Source organism: Fredinandcohnia onubensis, from assembly GCF_002734285.1.
Classification (GTDB): domain Bacteria; phylum Bacillota; class Bacilli; order Bacillales; family Bacillaceae_L; genus Ferdinandcohnia; species Ferdinandcohnia onubensis_A.
The window spans coordinates 19,836-37,396 of sequence record NZ_NSEA01000013.1; the positions used below are offsets into that span (position 1 = coordinate 19,836).

The window sequence follows — 17,561 nt, forward strand, 5'->3', positions numbered from 1 at the left end:
CCTACTCTTGGTTTAATGGCTTTATTTTTTCCACACGACGGAATGCAAGATGCGACAACCAAGTTACCCAAAACGCTGGTAATGTAATTCCAAAAATAAACAAGAAACCCGAAAATCTCAGTAAAGCATAAAGCAAGATAACTGTACTAATCACCATCAATATACTGATGAGAAGCTGTGACAAACCTATAAAAAAGGCATTTTTAAAATAAGTAAACAGCTTTAACTGAAAATGTGCGTAGAGTGGGAAAATGTATAATGTAATCATTATAAAAATAAAGATGGCTCCTAATGTTACGATCTTGATAGCGAAAAATATCGGCCCTTCATGCGCGGTGAAAAAATGATAATCAAAATAAAGAAGTGCACCAATCGCGGTAAGAATGTATCCTATGAACTGACTATCTTTAAAACTACTTTTGTAAGCATCCCAAAATGTAGGAAAAACCTTAATTTCTTCATCTTCCTGGAGGACCCACCTTCTTATTACAGAAAACAATGCTACTGTCGCCGGAAAAATTCCTAGAACCCCCAACCCAAGTAGCGTAAAAACAACCCATAATAAATTAATATAAACGAGCCGGGTTACCCACACACAAAACTGGTACAACCCACCCATCAACCCTGAAGTATTCATGCTGCCACCCCTCACTATGGGACGGAGGGACAGGTCCCTTGTCCCAGTAAAAATTTGGTAGGAAAGTGTACCTGTCTCTTGTCCCTTTCGTCTATACTATTATAAAATTAAATTAAAATAAATAAACATGGGGTGTGGGACTGACATGGCAAAACTAGTTATTACGCAAAACATTGAAGAATTTCATTTAGATCAGATTAAAGAAATTGTTCCTGACTGGGAGATTGTTGCGGGGCGAGATTCGTCTGTTTGGATAGATCATTTACAAGATGCTGAGGTTATTGTTGGCTGGAAAAAGGAAATTGCGGAGCATTCTATTTATGCCGATTCAAACCTTCGTTGGTTACAAAGCTGGAGTGCTGGAGTCAATAGTATGCCACTTGAGGAAATGGAGAAGAAAGATATTGTTCTGACAAGCGCAAATGGAGTTCACGCCTATCCGATTTCAGAAACTATTTTTGCCTTAATGCTCGGGTTAACGAGAAAAATACATACATATGTCCGTAATCAGCAGGTGAAAAAATGGCATCATGCTGATATGAATCTTGAAATTCATGAAAAGACGATTGGGATTATTGGTGTCGGTCATATTGGGAAGGAAACGGCAAAGATTGCTAAGGCCTTTGGTATGAAGGTACTTGGAGTTCGCCACTCTGACCGAGATGAGGAATTTGTGGATGAGATGTATACAACCGCCCAGTTATCTGATGTTCTGGCTCGTTGTGATTATGTCGTGGTTACTTTGCCATTGACGAATGAAACACATCATTTATTTGGGGCTGACGAGTTTAAAAAAATGAAGTCTTCTGCATTTTTCATTAATATCGGACGCGGCGAGATTGTCGTGGAAGATGATTTGATTGAAGCACTTCGTTCAGGTGAAATCGCTGGGGCTGGTTTGGATGTATTCACGAAAGAACCACTTGAAGAAACTAGCCCGCTGTGGGAATTTGAAAATGTGATTGTGACACCGCATACGTCTGGTTCAACTGAACATTACACCAAGCGTGTCATTGAAGATATCTTTATCCCGAATCTAAAAAGCTACGCTCAAGGCGGAGTTCTACCGAAGAATGTCGTGGACTATAAGAAGGGGTATTAAGGACAAGGCACACTGCCCCTGTAAAAAAATGGTGGGACCTCTGTCCCACCTTAATCTTCATCCTTCACATCAATATCTTCTGGGATGGGTTCGTTTAGCCATTCTACGTAGAGTTTTTTGTATTTTTCAAGCTGTTCGAGGGTAGCGTTGAATTGTTCTTTATTTAATAAGTATTGCTCCCCATCGAAAAGTGCACGTACCTTTTTTTCTAGGATAAGCTTTTTCACAAGCTCTTCTGGTATTGATAAATATTCTGCTGTTTCTTTAACTGTTAAATACAACGTACTTCATCCTTCTTTATCTTCGAATTTTATAAGCCCGACGTTCTGCGTATTCCGAGCATGGAATGCACACCTTTATTGTATTCCCTTTATCATCGACATACTTTCGCAAAGGCTTAATTTTTCTTTTACAAATCGCACATTTCGCACCACCAAAAAAAGAGAACATTTTTACCCTCCTTTTGAAGAAAAAAATGAGAGATATGCTCTCTCATTTTATTTTACCGCGACAAACTGATCAACAAAATGCTGTGGATTTAGTCTTTCACCAGTGGCTCTTTCAATTTTTTCATTCCAATTGTATAACGCACCAGGCTTAAAGAAATCGTTCAACAAAAATTCTCCCACTTTTTCAGAGAAAAGATCAGTTGATATATTCTTCTCAATATAGCGCTGAAGCTGGGAAGTTGTTAACTCACCAAGTAAATAGTTTTGATAATACACCGGCACCAACGTAAAATGAATTTTCGCAGCCCAATGTGGATAATCCTGATTTTCTGGCGGCGTTAACAATTGAACCTCGCTGACAATCTTCCACCATAAACGATTCAAATCCTGATCCGGATTTTCATAAAGCTCACGTTCAAAAAACACAAATGTCATTATCCAACGGCCCGCAATCAGCATTTGGCGACGCAATGATTTTTCAATGTGTGGCTTCAACTCTTCAACTTGCGCTTGGTCTAATCTTAAAAACTGCTGGAGCCATTCTGGATTCTTTCCGAAACGACCATATAGCATCGCTATTGCCTCTGTTGTTAGCGTATGTGCTGGACTGCGCAATAGGAATGGCAGATCACGGTCAATATATTTAAAATAAACCGCATGCCCATATTCATGTAGCATCGTGGTTAACCAGTAATCGGAAGGCACATTGTTACTTAAGACACGAACATCACCCTCGCGGTCAATATCGGTACAGAATGCGTGCTGGTTTTTCTTCTCTCTTGGATACAGATCACTTTTTTGCAGCATATCCGTAATATCCATACCCATTTTTGCGAAAGTCTGAGTTGATAATTCTTCAAGATTCTTCCCATCATAAAACGGATCTAAATCTAATTCCTTGGATGGTGGTGCCTCTTGGAAGAATGGGTCTGCATAATGCCATGGACGCAGGTCCTCAACCATGATACCAAAGCGCTCCGCAAGCTCTTCATCCATTTCCTGCTTTAGTTCGCGGAATGGTTCATCCGAAAGTTGCTTAAGCTCTGTAAAAATTGAAAAAATCTCTTCACGGTCAAGTTCCTGTGATTCAAAACTCATTTGATGAAAGTTTTCAAAACCTAGTGAACGGGCCGCCTCATTGCGCTTTTTCACAAGTATCAATAATTTTTCTTCTACTTCTTTTGCAATTTGCTTACTTGCATGCCATGCTTCTTCTCTTAGTTTAAGATCATTGCTTTTTATTAAAATTTGGCGCACATCGTTTTCCGAAACTTGCTTTCCGTTTAAAGTCGCACGGAATGTATTAAAAACACCTACTAATTCTGTTGATAATTGAACCATTTCCTTTAATTTGTCTTCCGGGAGTTGGTTTTCAAGCATTTGTGAATATAGTAGTTTTAGCTGGCGTTTTTGAACAGGTTCCTCTGTTTGTTCGAGGTATTTTTTCACCTGATCAAAGCGCTCTTTATCTGAAAAATAAACACTGTATGCAGTATCCGCTTCTGCTGATTTTGCATTCCACTCCTCGTCCCCAGTAGTAGCTGCCATCCATGAACCTTCTGCACTAGTAATATGTAATTCGCGAATTGCTTTATTTTGATCCTCTAAAAATTGCTCAATTGACATTATAAAACCCCTCCTCATGTCTATAATTCTAGAAAAATCGACAAATTCCTCTAAGCTCTCAATCTTTCAAACCCTAAGTATCGCGTTCCTTGAAATGTTAACTTTCCCATATCCCCTTCAGCAAGCTGACCATATTCACCACCAGAAACCGTAAACTCAGATCGATCTCCACTCTCAAACTCAAAGGTAACATAGTAACTAGTAGATGATGTTACATGATTATGGTGGTGTGGCTCTGTTTGATGGTGGGTGTGTCTGCTAACATGTGTGCGCTTTGTTTTGACAATTGCCGAAACACTTAGTCTAGGAGAATCCTCGTTCTTCTTCCACTGATTAATCCCTTTTCCTAGATTAAAAATAACGAGTACGATCACAGCAACGAACACAATCATCATAAAAATTGGGACGGCATTGAACATCATATCTCCAGGATACATCATCTTCCCCCTCAAAAAACTTCTGTAGTATCCATACGCAAAAAAGGATTATAAAGTTTCAGTGTTCGAAAAATTTTTATCGTAAATAAAGTGGGACAAGAGACCTGTCCCTTCGACCCAAAAATTTTCCGCATAAAAAAAGACCCTTGGTTTGGGACAGTTGACCTGTCCCAAAAGGTCTGGTTGTTGTTTATTCGCCTAGGTCGACGTTGTGGTAGACTTGGCGCACGTCTTCTAAGTCTTCTAGTGCATCGATCATTTTTTCGAATTTTGCTTGTGCATCTTCTGGAAGGGTTACATCGTTTTGAGCAAGCATAGTTAGCTCTGCTACTGTAAACTCTGTAATACCAGCACTTTTAAATGCTTCTTGGACAGCATGGAATTGTTCTGGCTCAGCGTAGACGATGACAGATTCTTCTTCTTCTAAGATATCACGTACATCTAGATCAGCTTCCATTAACAATTCTAGTACTTCATCGGCTGTTTTTCCTTCGATACCAAATACAGCTGTTGCATCAAACATATAGGCTACTGAACCGCTGACACCCATGTTTCCACCGTTTTTACCAAATGCTGCACGCACTTCAGATGCAGTACGGTTCACGTTATTCGTTAATGCATCAACAATAACCATTGATCCGTTTGGTCCAAAGCCCTCATAGCGAAGCTCATCGTAATTTTCTTCTGCGCCGCCTTTTGCTTTTTCAATCGCACGGTCAATGATTGCTCTTGGTACATTATATGTTTTTGCACGTTCAAGAACGACCTTTAAGTTTTGGTTTAACTCAGGATCAGGCTCGCCCTGTCTTGCTGCTACATAAATTTCACGTCCGAATTTTGCATAGATTCTACTTGTGTTTGCATCCTTAGACGCTTTCTTTTCCTTAATATTGTTCCATTTACGTCCCATCTAGAACACTCGCTTTCAACTTTTGAATCATTTTATATTATACATCAAACTTCTCATTAACAAAATATGTGATTGACAGGCTATATTGGGATTTTTTTCTTCATTCTAAAATATGTAAAAACCCCGTCACTTTTTTTGTGTACGGGGCTACTATCATCGTATTACACAAATTTAGATTCAAAAAGTCTAAAAGATTAATAAAGAGTCATATATTGGTCTCTTTCCCATGTGTCAACTTGAGTACGGAATTGATCCCATTCGATTCGTTTTGCTTCAATAAAATGGGTGCTAATGTGTTCACCTAGTGCACTGATGAGCAGCTCATTCTTTGAAAATGCTGTAACAGCTTCCTTAAGATTTTCTGGAAGACTTTGAATTCCTAACGCCGCCATTTCGTCATCTGACATATGATAGATGTTTAGATTCACAGGATCCGCTAATTGAAGATTATTTTTAATCCCATCCAACCCTGCAGCAAGCATAGCTGCTAAAGCAAGGTATGGGTTAGCAGATGGGTCTGGATTTCTCAACTCAATACGCGTGCTTAAGCCTCGACTTGCTGGAACACGTACAAGTGGACTACGGTTTTTCGCTGACCATGCAATATAGCTTGGCGCTTCATATCCAGGTACCAAACGCTTGTAGGAGTTAACCGTTGGATTTGTAATTGCAGCAAAACTATGAGCATGCTTTAGGATTCCAGCTAAATATTGTTTCGCTGTTTCACTTAGACCTAATTCATCACTTTCATCGTAGAAAGCATTTTCGTTCCCTCGGAAAAGTGATTGGTGACAGTGCATCCCTGAACCATTTACTCCAAAGAGCGGCTTAGGCATAAAGGTTGCATGTAGACCATGTTTTCTCGCAATATTTTTTACAACAAGCTTAAATGTTTGGATTTGGTCAGCGGCATCAACTGCATCAGAATATTTGAAATCAATTTCATGCTGTCCAGGAGCTACTTCGTGATGGGATGCCTCTATTTCAAATCCCATATCCTCTAATGTGAGAACTATATCACGTCGGCAGTTTTCGCCAAGGTCAATCGGAGCTAAATCGAAATAGCCTCCATTATCATTTAATTCCATAGTTGGGTTGCCTTTTTCATCGGTTTTAAATAAGAAGAATTCTGGTTCTGGACCAACATTCATCGCTGTAAACCCTAAGGAGTTCGCTTCACTCAATACTCTTTTCAACACTCCGCGAGGATCGCCAGGGAACGGGTTCCCATCAGGTAAATATACATCACAGATTAGACGGGCAATTTTGCTTTCTTCTGCACTCCATGGAAAGATAAGCCACGTATTTAAGTCTGGGTATAAATACATATCAGACTCTTCTATTCTCACAAAACCTTCAATTGAAGATCCATCAAACATCATTTGATTATCCAATGCCTTTTTCAATTGACTAACCGGAATTTCTACATTTTTGATAATGCCGAATAAGTCTGTGAACTGTAAGCGAATATAGCGTACATTCTCTTCTTTTGCGTTTTGTAATATTTCTTCCTTCGTATAAGTTCTTCCCATAAAATTTTCCTCCTTATATTTGTAATTAGTATCGCTACCGCTCACATCGTTGCTTTTTACTCATCAAGGCATCAGATATCACTGTCCAGATACGGGCGAAAACTAACTAATCCTAATTAATTTTTGTAATATGCCTTGCCAAGGATGCCTGTACATCGATCTCACCGTGACAAATGTACTCAGCCGCCCCTTTTTTCCAAATATGGTTGTTCTCATCCCACCTGATTTCCAAATCACCTCCCGGAAGGTGAACTGTTACAGGTATGTGTTTTGCTATTTTCCCAGTTAACGTGGCTGCAACTACAGCAGCACATGCCCCTGTTCCGCAAGCCATTGTAATCCCGGATCCTCTCTCCCACACTCTATAGTCAATTTCATTACTATTTCTGATTTGGACGATTCCCACATTTACTCTTTCAGGAAAGTGATATGAGTGCTCTATGGATGGACCTAGTTTCTCTAGTGGTACTTCATGAACATCATCAACAAAAAGGATTGCATGTGGGTTTCCCATTGAAAGACAAGTCAGTTGATATTGATTATCACCAATACTCACAGTTTCATTGATTGTTGTTGAATAAGGGTCACCCGCCATAGGAACCATTCCTTTTAGTAATTTAGGCTCTCCCATATCAACTGTGATTGACTCGACTACATTTTTGTGTCCAGTTGTAACCGTCACATACACAATTCCACCAAGGGTTTCTATCGAAAATGTGTTAGATTCAGCATACAAATGATCGACCAGATATTTTGCAACACAGCGGAGTCCATTTCCACAATTTTTTCCTTCTGATCCATCCTCATTAAATATTCTCATTCTAAAATCCGCTACACTTGATGGACAGATAAGAATCATCCCATCAGAACCAATTCCAAAATTCACATCCGATACCGATTTGGCAAGATTAGTAAGGTCCTGTTCCCTCAAGGAGGATTCTAAGAGATTGAAAATGATATAATTGTTACCCAAACCATGCATTTTTGTAAAAAGCACTTACACTCACCTTCCTTCTCTAAAATATAAATTGGACTCTACATAACCGTGATTTGATCTCATCGATGACTTGTGTTTCTTCTTCTCTATCCGCTTGGAAAGTCACTGAAAATCGAATATAGTTACCCACATCGTCCCATGGCACACTTGAAATTAGGTGCTCACGAATTAGGTACTGTCCAAACTCTTCTGCACTTGTAAAAGTCGGACCTCCGACAACTCCAACAGGTATTTCCACGTAAAGGAAGAAGGAGCCCTTCGGTTTTTCCGCCTTAAATCCGCAATCACGAAGTGCGTTAACAAGTAATTCATGGCGGCGTGAATATTTTTCAGCTGTTTTTACTGTGATTTCAGGATGTGCTAGGGCATATGCTGCTGCTTTTTGGATGGGTATAAATTGACCTGAGTCACTATTGTCCTTAATCGTCGCAAATGCCTTAACTAGGTTCGGATGTCCGGCGATAAAACCAATTCTCCATCCGGTCATATTGAAGGATTTGGATAAAGAATGAAGCTCTACACCCACTTCTTTTGCTCCAGGGATTGATAGAAAACTTAGTGGTTTCTCACCGTCAAATACCAGTGCTGCATAGGCTGCGTCATGGACAACGATTAAGTTATTCTGATTTGCAAATGCAACTACTTCCTCAAAAAATTCTCTAGTTGCCGCAGCACCAGTAGGGTTATTCGGGTAATTTAAGTAAAGCAATTTGGCCTTTTTCAATGTATCGCGATCAATTTGACTAAGATCCGGTAAGAATCCATTCTTTTCTAATAGGGGAAGCTGTACGATTTCCCCCCCATAATATTTCGTATAAGTAGCTAGTACAGGGTAGCTTGGTGTTGGCATTAATGTGATGTCACCTGGGTTAATAAATGCTGCTGGTATCATCGCTAGTGCCGATTTTGAGCCAATTACGTGATTGATTTCTGTTTCTGGATCAAGGTCGCTTACTCCAAATACCTCTTCCATGTAGCGAGCAGCCGCTTCCTTAAATTCAGAAATTCCGTTATCAGAGTAGAATCGATTTTCTGGTTTTGCGGCCTCCAATGAGAGCTTTTCTACAACAGCTTCATCAGCCATTGCATCTGGTTCACCAACCCCTAAATCAATCAATTCAATATGAGGATTCTCTTTTAAGGCAGCTTTTTTAGCCCTTTTTATTTTTTCAAATTTAAAGATCTCATCTTTGAGTCCGAACGACGATCCACCGATTCGATCAGCAAAGAGTTGTTGGGTATAGTCTGTTAAAGTCATTGGTACTCCTCCATATCTTTAGGTACTCATCAGGTAGTTGTGACAAGCTTCCGCAGCTTCTTTTCCTTCTTGAATAGCCCATACTATTAAACTTGAACCGCGGCGGGCATCACCAGCTATGAAGGTTCCCTCCTTAATTGTCTGGTAAGGATCTTCTGATTTGTCGGCTCTCGTTGTGGTTTTTTCTTGGTTGAATTTTTCTAAAAGATCTTGATCCATCCCTTCAAATCCGACGGCTAATAAAACAAGCTGGGCAGGCCATACTCTTTCTGAACCTGGGATTCTCTCTCTGATTTTCTCCCCGTTCTCATTCACAATCGTCCTAACTTCAATACTCTTAACACCTATTAAGTGCCCATTCTCATCTCCTATAAATTCAATAGCTGATGTCGCATATGCACGGGGGTCACTTCCGAACCTTGCTAATGCCTCCTCATGTCCATGATCAAGCTTGTGAATGATTGGATATTGCGGCCAAGGATTCTCCTCAGTACGACTGGTTGACCGCTCAGGATAAATGTCAAACTGCACTAAACTTTTACAATGATGTCGGAGGGCCGTTGACACACAGTCTGTTGCTGTGTCTCCCCCACCAATCACAATGACGTCTTTCCCTTCTGCAGAGATAAAGTTCCCATCCGCGAAGTTAGAATCCAGCATGCTTTTTGTATTGCTATGCAAGTAATCCATTGCAAAATGGATACCTTTTAGATTTCTTCCTTCCGCCACCACATTCCGTGGTTTTGTTGCCCCGGTACAGATAATCACACTATCAAACTCTGAATCTAGTTTTTCCAAAGGATAATCTTTACCAATCTCTGTATTTGTCACAAACGTGACTCCTGATTCTCTTAAAAGATTAATCCGACGATCCACGACATGTTGTTCAATTTTCATTTTAGGAATTCCATACGTTAGCAATCCTCCAACTCGGTCGGACCTTTCAAACACTGTTACGGAATGCCCTTGTTGATTCAGTTCCGATGCACTTGCTAATCCTGCAGGTCCTGAACCGATAATCGCAACTTTCTTTCCTGTCCTATTCTTAGGAATCTGTGGAGTTACCCAACCTTCCTCAAAGGCTTTATCGATAATCGCCCATTCGATATTTTTTATCGTGACCGAACTTTCATAGAGTGAGGCTACACACCCTGCCTCACAAGGAGCCGGGCATGCTCTTCCAGTAAACTCCGGAAACGGATTTGTCTTACTCAATCTCTCATAAGCCTCTTTCCAATTTCCCCGATAAACCAGTTCATTCCATTCTGGAATTAGATTATATAAAGGGCATCCGGTAGTCATCCCCCCAAGAACACTTCCGTTCTGACAGAAGGGGACCCCACAATCCATACATCGTGCCGCTTGGTTAACTAGATCTCTTGAAGGAGGCAGAACAGAGATTTCCTTCCAATCCTTCAATCGTTGCAGTGGTTCACGATAATTTGCGGGCTGCCGCTTATATTCTAAAAATCCTGTATGTTTTCCCAAATTGACACCTCTTTTCTTAGGAAACTAGCGTTAAGTAGTAGTTAAACAACTAGATCTTGCGTTTCAAGAATTAATTTATAATTCCGAGGGATTACTTTAATAAACTGTGCCGCTTCTTTTTTCCATTGTTGAATTAAGCGATAAGCCAAAGGACTATTTGTGTATTCATAATGTTCTTTCAAGAGGCTGTAAACCATATTCTTTTCCTCAAGATCTTCTATGGATTCTAGTAGAACTAGTTCTGAATTATATTCTTGTTGGAAATGTTGATTAGCCGGTTCATATATATAAGCGATGCCTCCGGACATACCTGCAGCGAAATTTTTTCCAACTTCCCCTAGGATTAATGCCCTGCCTCCTGTCATGTATTCACAGCCATGTTCGCCGACTCCTTCTACAACAACAGTTGCACCACTATTTCGAACACAGAATCTTTCCCCTGCTTTTCCGCGAATAAATGCCTTCCCGCTTGTGGCTCCATAAAACGCCGCATTTCCTATAATCACATTCTCTTCGGCAACGAGTGGAGATAAACTAGATGGGCGGACAATAATCTTACCCCCGGATAGACCTTTTCCAACATAGTCATTACTATCACCTTCTACTTCTAAGGTGAGTCCACTTGGGATAAATGCCCCAAAGCTTTGACCAGCTGATCCTTTGAATAGATAGTGAAGCGTATCCTCAGGTAAGCCAACTGCTCCAAATTGCTTTGATATCTCACTTCCGGTCAATGTTCCCACAGATCGATCTGTGTTTGAAATTTGGAAAACATCCCTTGCAGTCTGGTGGTTAACCCACGCTTGGCTGCTGATTGGAAGTAGTTCTCGATAATCGAGTGTTTGTTCCAGTTGATGGTCTTGCTTTTTAGATGAAACTCTCTCACCTTCATGTCTGACTAAAAGTGGAGACAAATCAAGATTTTGCAGTTTCCACGCTTTAGGATTATCTATCTGGATTACGTCTGTGCATCCAATCATCTCATCCATCGTTCTGAAACCAAATTGAGCCATATATTCTCGAACTTCTTGCGCAATAAAGGTCATTAGATGAACAATATGTTCCGCTGTTCCCATCATTTTCTTTCGAAGTTCTGGGTTTTGAGTCGCAATTCCAACTGGACAAGTGTCCATGTGGCAAACTCTCATCATGATACAACCGAGTGAAACAAGTGGAAGAGTTGCAAAACCATATTCTTCTGCACCTAACAATGCTGCAATGACAACATCTCGGCCATTCATCAACTTTCCATCAGCTTCAAGCCTTACACTATTTCTAAGGCCGTTTAGCATGAGGGTTTGATGGGCTTCTGCTAATCCTAGCTCCCACGGCAGACCAGCATGCTTAATACTCGTCTTTGCTGCCGCACCTGTTCCACCATCATAGCCACTCACTAAAATAACATCGGCTTTTGCTTTGGCAACGCCCGCAGCAATTGTTCCTACACCTGTACCTGAAACAAGCTTTACATTAATATCTGCACTTGGATTCGCATTCTTTAGATCATATATAAGCTGTTCTAAGTCCTCAATCGAATAGATATCATGGTGTGGAGGAGGTGAAATTAACTCGATACCAGGTGTCGATCCCCTTGTTTTTGCTACTGAGATGGTGACCTTATGGCCAGCAAGTTGACCTCCTTCACCCGGCTTTGCTCCTTGGGCCATTTTTATTTGGATTTCATCACTATTTACAAGGTAATGACTTGTCACTCCAAATCGTCCCGATGCCACTTGCTTCATTCTGCTTAATTTTGAATCCCCATTAGCGAGCGGTATAAAACGTTGTGGATCCTCTCCACCTTCACCAGAATTGCTTTTTCCTCCAATTCGATTCATGGCTACAGCAATTGCTTCATGAGCCTCTTTACTAATGGATCCGTATGACATTGCTCCTGTTTTGAAGCGTTTTAAGATAGACTCAATTGGTTCAACTTCGTCAATTGAAATAGGCTTCCTGTTACTCTTTAACCGGAACATACCTCTGAGCGTAATGCTCTTTTCGGTATCTTCACCCATCATGTGACTGTATTTTTTATAAACCTCATAGTTACCGGTACGACAGGCATGTTGTAAGGTGTGGATGGTCTCTGGTCGGTACAAATGTGACTCTCCGTTTACACGCCATTGCAGGTCATCACCTTCATCTAAAGTAGAATCTTCATTAAGCCACGCTTTTTTGTGACGACTAATGGTTTCTTTTGCAATATCTTCGAGTTGAAGACCGCCGATTCGAGACGATGTGCGCGGAAAATACTGTTTGATTACCTCTTCACTAATCCCAACAGCCTCAAAAATTTGAGCACCGATATAACTCTGAACTGTCGAAATCCCCATTTTTGACATGATCTTCAAGATTCCTTTTGTAACTGCCTTTTTAAAATTTGCGAATAATTTTTCGCCTGGTAGTTGCGAAAGCGATTTGTATACTAGATATGGAAAGATGGCATTTGCGCCATATCCGAGAAGCACTGCAAAATGGTGAACTTCCCTAGGCTCTCCCGATGCTATAATGATGCTGACCTTGCTTCTAAGTCCTTGTCGTATCAAATGGTGGTGGAGAGCAGATACAGCTAGTAGGGAAGGAACTGCACATTGATTTTGATCGATTCCCTGATCGCTTAACACGACTAGATTGCTTCCATTCCTTACTGCTTTTTCAGCAGTTGAGAGAATTTCTTGAAGACGGTCCTGAATTGCCATTCCTTGTACAGGTAAGAGAATCGACATAGTCGATACTTTCCAGTCTTCGCTATCCAAACTTTGGATTGTTCTCATTTCTACTTCAGACAGGATTGGGGAGCTTAACCGTATTTTTTTGTAATCTTCAGTCTTCGGTTGCAATAAATTCCCCTCTGCTCCTAGTAAAACTTCCATTGATGTGACATATGCTTCGCGGATCGCATCAATTGGAGGATTGGTTACCTGGGCAAATCGCTGTTTGAAATAATTAAATAGTAATTGAGGTTTTGATGATAGAATGGCTAGCGGAGCATCGTATCCCATAGAACCAATCGGTTCATTTCCTTCTTGCGCCATTGGCTTAATGATTTTATCCCACTCTTCATAGGTGTAGCCGAACGCTTTTTGAATACGTAATAGTTCCTCTCTGCTTTCTGTTGCCTCTTTCTTCTTTGTTGTAGGTAGATTTTCAATTGGAGTAATGGTCTCAGCTACCCAATCTTCATATGGATTTTCGTTTATAAATTGTTGTTTTACCTCTTCATCCAGTAGAAGCTTCTTCTTCTCAAAATCTACTAAAAGCATTTGTCCTGGCTTTAGGCGATCCTTTAAAATAATTTTTTCTTCTGGAATGTCTACTACTCCCACTTCCGAAGATAAACATAGGAAATCATCATCTGTAAGGATAAAACGTGCTGGCCTTAACCCATTTCTATCTAGGCAAGCTCCAATCTGTTTTCCATTTGTAAAACCCATTGCTGCTGGACCATCCCAGGCCTCCATGAGGCAACTATGAAACTGATAGAATGCCCTTTTCTTGTCAGATAGAAGTTTGTTATTCTGCCAAGGTTGTGGGATCATCAACATCATTGCTTTAGCGAGTGGCCATCCGGACATCACTAGATATTCTAGCGCGTTATCAAACATTGCAGTGTCACTGCCATCAAGGTCAATCACTGGGTGGAGAGCTTCACTATCTTCTAGTAGATCGGAACGAAGAACTGGTTCCCGTGCAAGCATCCAGTTTACATTCCCTGTTATCGTATTAATCTCCCCATTATGCATTAATGTTCGGTTTGGCTGCGCTCTTCTCCAGCTAGGAAAGGTGTTAGTACTAAATCGGTTATGCACCATGGCCATCGCAGATTGGTAATCATCTCGCTTTAAATCTTTATAATAGCTTCTTAACTGGCTCGGTATGAGAAGACCTTTATATACGATGGTTCTTGATGAAAAACTAACAATATAGCAATCTTCCTGATTTACTTCTGTATCATTGAATTCTTTCTCTACTTTTCGACGTGCCATATATAACAATCGCTCAAATTGATCACTGTCTAGTTCCTTATTGGCGGAAGTAACGAATAATTGATGGACAGATGGTTGTGACTGTTTAGCCGTGCTTCCCAACTCTTCATCATTCGTTGGTACATTTCTCCATCCAAAAATCTCTAGACCCTCATTCTGCACGATTTCTTCTATTCTCAATTTATAATCCGTCACTTTGTCTAACTCTTGAGGTAAAAATAGCATCCCAACTCCGTATGCACCCATGAATGGAAGTTGTTTTGCTTTTAACTTCCATTCATTTACAAATAAATCGTGTGGGAGCTCAGTTAGGATTCCAGAGCCGTCTCCTAATTTTTCACTACCAGTCTGACCCCCACGATGATTTAATCGTTCAAGAGCTGTTAGTGCCTGACTTACTAAGGTGTGTGTTTTACTACCTTTAATATTTGCAAGCAAGGCGATACCACAAGCGTCATGTTCAAACTGAGGATCATATAAACCATGTCTTTTTAATCGATGCATTTGTATCACCCCTGTTCCTTATCTGTTTCGTTGTTAAGTTAATAGTAGCACCGTTATTTTCAAAGATATTTAAACTATTCGCTATAAAATTTACACTGAATGACACAACTTGTTTTACCTTCACGATAGGAAACTTTTCTACCTGTTAGCCTTTCGGAGCTCAAGTTTAATCAACAATGTTCACATTATAAGAATCAAGCCACACATTAATTTGCACTAAATGTGCGATGAGCTGAGGTCCTGTCATTAGTTGCCCAAACCAAGGAACTTTGAATGATGCACCATCTGAATCAATGATATCTCTTACCTTTTGTTTCGAAACTAATTCTAGAATAGGAGAGTTCTTCTTTTCGATTACGCTAGTAAGCATATTTTTTACGAGATTCAAATACTCTGGATTATGAGTTTTCGGATAAGGATTTTTCTTTCTATACAAAATGGAATTAGGTAATGTTCCCTCTAATGCTTTCCTTAAGATTCCTTTTTCCCTTCCTTCTAACATCTTCATCTCCCATGGGATATTCCACACATATTCAATGAGTCGGTGGTCCGCAAATGGAACGCGTACTTCTAGACTAGCCGCCATGCTCATGCGATCCTTTCGTTCTAGCAGAGTAGACATAAACCAAATCATATTCAAATAAAATATTTCCCTGCGTCGTCCCTCTTCTGGACTTTCTCCATCTAATCGTGGAACTTCCCGTAATGTTTCATGGTATCGTTCTTGTACATAGTCTTTTAGATTAAGTTTGTTTTGCCAATGAGGTAATAGAAGCTTATGTCTTTCTTCTTCAGACTTCATCCATGGAAAATGGTTATCTTGCAGTAACTCTTTCTTATAAAACCAAGGGTAACCACCGAAAATTTCATCCGCACATTCTCCAGATAAGGCAACCGTAAAGTCTTGTTTAATCTCCTCCGAAAACCAAAGGAGAGAAGAGTCAATATCCGCCATTCCCGGCAAGTCTCTTCCTTTTACTGCGTCTTCTAACGACTGAGCAAGTTGTTCCTGAGTAATAATTTTCGAATGATGATCGACACCTAAATATTGCGTCATCTTATCAATCCATGGTTTGTCTTCATCCACTTGAAATAAGCTTGATTTGAAAAACTCGCTATTCCGCTCATAATCAATCGAATACGTATGAAGCTTTCCTCTTCCCTGCTGGTTAAAGTAGTTCGAGGCAATCGCACTTATTGCACTAGAATCTAACCCACCTGATAAAAATGTACAAACAGGAACATCTGCAACTAGTTGTCTTTCAACGGCATCTTTCACAAGAAATCGCACTTCTTCCACCGTATCATCTAATGAATCAGAATGTTTGCGGCTTTCGACGTTCCAATAACGTTTCATTTTTAGTCCATTCCGATCAAACATAAGGATATGTGCCGGCCTTAATTCTTGTATCCCTCTATAAATACCATGCCCTGGTGTACGGGATGGTCCTAATCCAAAGACTTCTTGAAGACCTTCGCGATCTACTTCCGCCTTCACATTTGGATGTGCCAAAATAGCTTTAAGTTCTGACCCAAACAAAAGGGTGCTATCTGTATGTTTGAAAAATAACGGTTTGACCCCAAGTCGATCTCTTGCAATAAAAAGTTTTTCTTCCTGATGGTCCCAAATTGCAAAAGCAAAAATACCATTTAACCGCTCAACACATTCTTCTCGCCACTCAATATAAGAAGTAAGAAGTACTTCCGTATCGGAGTGGGATTGAAATGTATACCCACGTCTTAGCAATTCCTTACGTAAATCCTCTGTATTATAAAGTTCTCCATTATAAACCATTGAAAAAGCATGCCCGCTTTTTGATCTCCTTGTCATTGGCTGTGTTCCTCCGGAAGGATCCACAACAATTAATCTTGTATGACCCAGTGCAGCATGATGATCACTTAAAACATTAGAAGCATCTGGACCACGCTTTGCTAATGTCTGCGCCATCTTACCGACGATTTGTTCTTGGTGTTTCAAATCCTGTTGCCAATCAATCCATCCTGTAATTCCACACATTGAGATCACTCTTTCTTAAGAAATTTTCTGGCTTCCTTCTATTCAGTAAAAGCCAAACATGTATATTGATCTGTCATTTTAATCGTATCATCCTCTTTCCTGAAAATATTTAGACTATTCTGTGTAAAGTTTGCACTTTTTTACATAATTTTTCCTTTTTGAATAATTGCTCTGTTAAAGGGACAAATAGCACGATTAAATGGTGCTCGCAGTCAGAATAGGATCGGGATTCTGACTGAAAGCATGAAAACATGGGTCTCTGAGTCAGAATAAGGCTGGGATTGCGACTAGCTTTATGATCAAACGGTGCCCGCAGTCAGAATAGGTGGGGGATTCTGACTGCAAGCTTCAAAACATGGGTCTCTGAGTCAGAATAAGGCTGGGATTGCGACTAGCTTTGTGATCAAACGGTGCCCGCAGTCAAAATAGGTTCGAAATTCTGACTGCAAGCTTGAAAACATAGATCTCTGAGTCAGAATAAGGCTGGGATTGCGACTAGCTTTATGATCAAACGGTGCTCGCAGTCAGAATAGGTTCGGGATTCTGACTGAAAGCATGAAAACATGGGTCTCTGAGTCAGAATAAGGCTGGGATTGCGACTAGCTTTATGATCAA

At 40.3% G+C, this 17,561-nt stretch carries 12 protein-coding genes; 1 reads left to right on the forward strand and 11 read right to left on the reverse strand.

Features of this window, described 5'->3' with window-relative positions; translation table 11 throughout:
- Nucleotide 1: 1 nt before the first annotated feature.
- Complete coding sequence (locus CKJ95_RS13370; protein WP_099353936.1) at nt 2–637, reverse strand: YesL family protein; 636 nt, start codon at nt 635–637, stop codon at nt 2–4.
- 145 nt (nt 638–782) lie between these two features.
- On the opposite strand from CKJ95_RS13370, the gene CKJ95_RS13375 reads away from it, so the two are divergent.
- Nucleotides 783–1,739 (forward strand): D-2-hydroxyacid dehydrogenase, encoded by a 957-nt coding sequence (locus CKJ95_RS13375; RefSeq protein ID WP_099353937.1) that lies wholly within the window; start codon nt 783–785, stop codon nt 1,737–1,739.
- A 50-nt stretch (nt 1,740–1,789) separates the two neighbouring features.
- Here the strand turns inward: CKJ95_RS13375 and CKJ95_RS13380 are convergent, their stop codons facing one another.
- The 10 genes from CKJ95_RS13380 to asnB form a co-directional block, all read right to left on the reverse strand.
- Nucleotides 1,790–2,020, reverse strand: coding sequence for an excisionase family DNA-binding protein (locus tag CKJ95_RS13380; RefSeq protein WP_099353938.1), 231 nt, complete (start codon nt 2,018–2,020; stop codon nt 1,790–1,792).
- Nucleotides 2,021–2,236: 216 nt separating this feature from the next.
- Nucleotides 2,237–3,814 carry a M2 family metallopeptidase gene (locus CKJ95_RS13385; protein ID WP_099353939.1) on the reverse strand — a complete coding sequence of 526 codons (1,578 nt, stop codon included), beginning with the start codon at nt 3,812–3,814 and terminating at the stop codon, nt 2,237–2,239.
- Nucleotides 3,815–3,864: 50 nt separating this feature from the next.
- Complete coding sequence (locus tag CKJ95_RS13390; protein ID WP_099353940.1) at nt 3,865–4,251, reverse strand: DUF2500 domain-containing protein; 387 nt, start codon at nt 4,249–4,251, stop codon at nt 3,865–3,867.
- Between the two features lie 190 nt (nt 4,252–4,441).
- Complete coding sequence (locus CKJ95_RS13395; protein WP_099353941.1) at nt 4,442–5,161, reverse strand: YebC/PmpR family DNA-binding transcriptional regulator; 720 nt, start codon at nt 5,159–5,161, stop codon at nt 4,442–4,444.
- Nucleotides 5,162–5,355: 194 nt separating this feature from the next.
- Nucleotides 5,356–6,693: a type I glutamate--ammonia ligase gene (glnA, locus tag CKJ95_RS13400; protein ID WP_099353942.1), complete on the reverse strand. Its 1,338-nt coding sequence runs from the start codon at nt 6,691–6,693 to the stop codon at nt 5,356–5,358.
- Between the two features lie 112 nt (nt 6,694–6,805).
- Complete coding sequence (dapF, locus tag CKJ95_RS13405; protein ID WP_099353943.1) at nt 6,806–7,690, reverse strand: diaminopimelate epimerase; 885 nt, start codon at nt 7,688–7,690, stop codon at nt 6,806–6,808.
- Nucleotides 7,691–7,709: 19 nt separating this feature from the next.
- Nucleotides 7,710–8,948: an LL-diaminopimelate aminotransferase gene (locus tag CKJ95_RS13410; RefSeq protein WP_099353944.1), complete on the reverse strand. Its 1,239-nt coding sequence runs from the start codon at nt 8,946–8,948 to the stop codon at nt 7,710–7,712.
- Nucleotides 8,949–8,966: 18 nt separating this feature from the next.
- On the reverse strand, nt 8,967–10,436 hold the full coding sequence (locus CKJ95_RS13415; protein ID WP_099353945.1) for a glutamate synthase subunit beta: 1,470 nt from the start codon (nt 10,434–10,436) through the stop codon (nt 8,967–8,969).
- 41 nt (nt 10,437–10,477) lie between these two features.
- Nucleotides 10,478–14,929, reverse strand: a complete 4,452-nt coding sequence (gltB, locus tag CKJ95_RS13420) for a glutamate synthase large subunit (RefSeq protein WP_099353946.1) — start codon at nt 14,927–14,929, stop codon at nt 10,478–10,480.
- Between the two features lie 166 nt (nt 14,930–15,095).
- On the reverse strand, nt 15,096–16,946 hold the full coding sequence (gene asnB, locus CKJ95_RS13425; protein WP_099353947.1) for an asparagine synthase (glutamine-hydrolyzing): 1,851 nt from the start codon (nt 16,944–16,946) through the stop codon (nt 15,096–15,098).
- Between the last annotated feature and the right edge of the window lie 615 nt (nt 16,947–17,561).

Coding starts and splice junctions, on each gene's coding strand:
- CKJ95_RS13390 (WP_099353940.1), bottom strand. CDS start 4,251: ATGTATCCTGGAGATATGATGTTCAATGCCGTCCCAATTTTTATGATG.
- gltB (WP_099353946.1), bottom strand. CDS start 14,929: ATGCATCGATTAAAAAGACATGGTTTATATGATCCTCAGTTTGAACAT.
- CKJ95_RS13410 (WP_099353944.1), bottom strand. CDS start 8,948: ATGACTTTAACAGACTATACCCAACAACTCTTTGCTGATCGAATCGGT.
- CKJ95_RS13385 (WP_099353939.1), bottom strand. CDS start 3,814: ATGTCAATTGAGCAATTTTTAGAGGATCAAAATAAAGCAATTCGCGAA.
- glnA (WP_099353942.1), bottom strand. CDS start 6,693: ATGGGAAGAACTTATACGAAGGAAGAAATATTACAAAACGCAAAAGAA.
- CKJ95_RS13375 (WP_099353937.1), top strand. CDS start 783: ATGGCAAAACTAGTTATTACGCAAAACATTGAAGAATTTCATTTAGAT.
- CKJ95_RS13370 (WP_099353936.1), bottom strand. CDS start 637: ATGAATACTTCAGGGTTGATGGGTGGGTTGTACCAGTTTTGTGTGTGG.
- CKJ95_RS13395 (WP_099353941.1), bottom strand. CDS start 5,161: ATGGGACGTAAATGGAACAATATTAAGGAAAAGAAAGCGTCTAAGGAT.
- asnB (WP_099353947.1), bottom strand. CDS start 16,946: ATGTGTGGAATTACAGGATGGATTGATTGGCAACAGGATTTGAAACAC.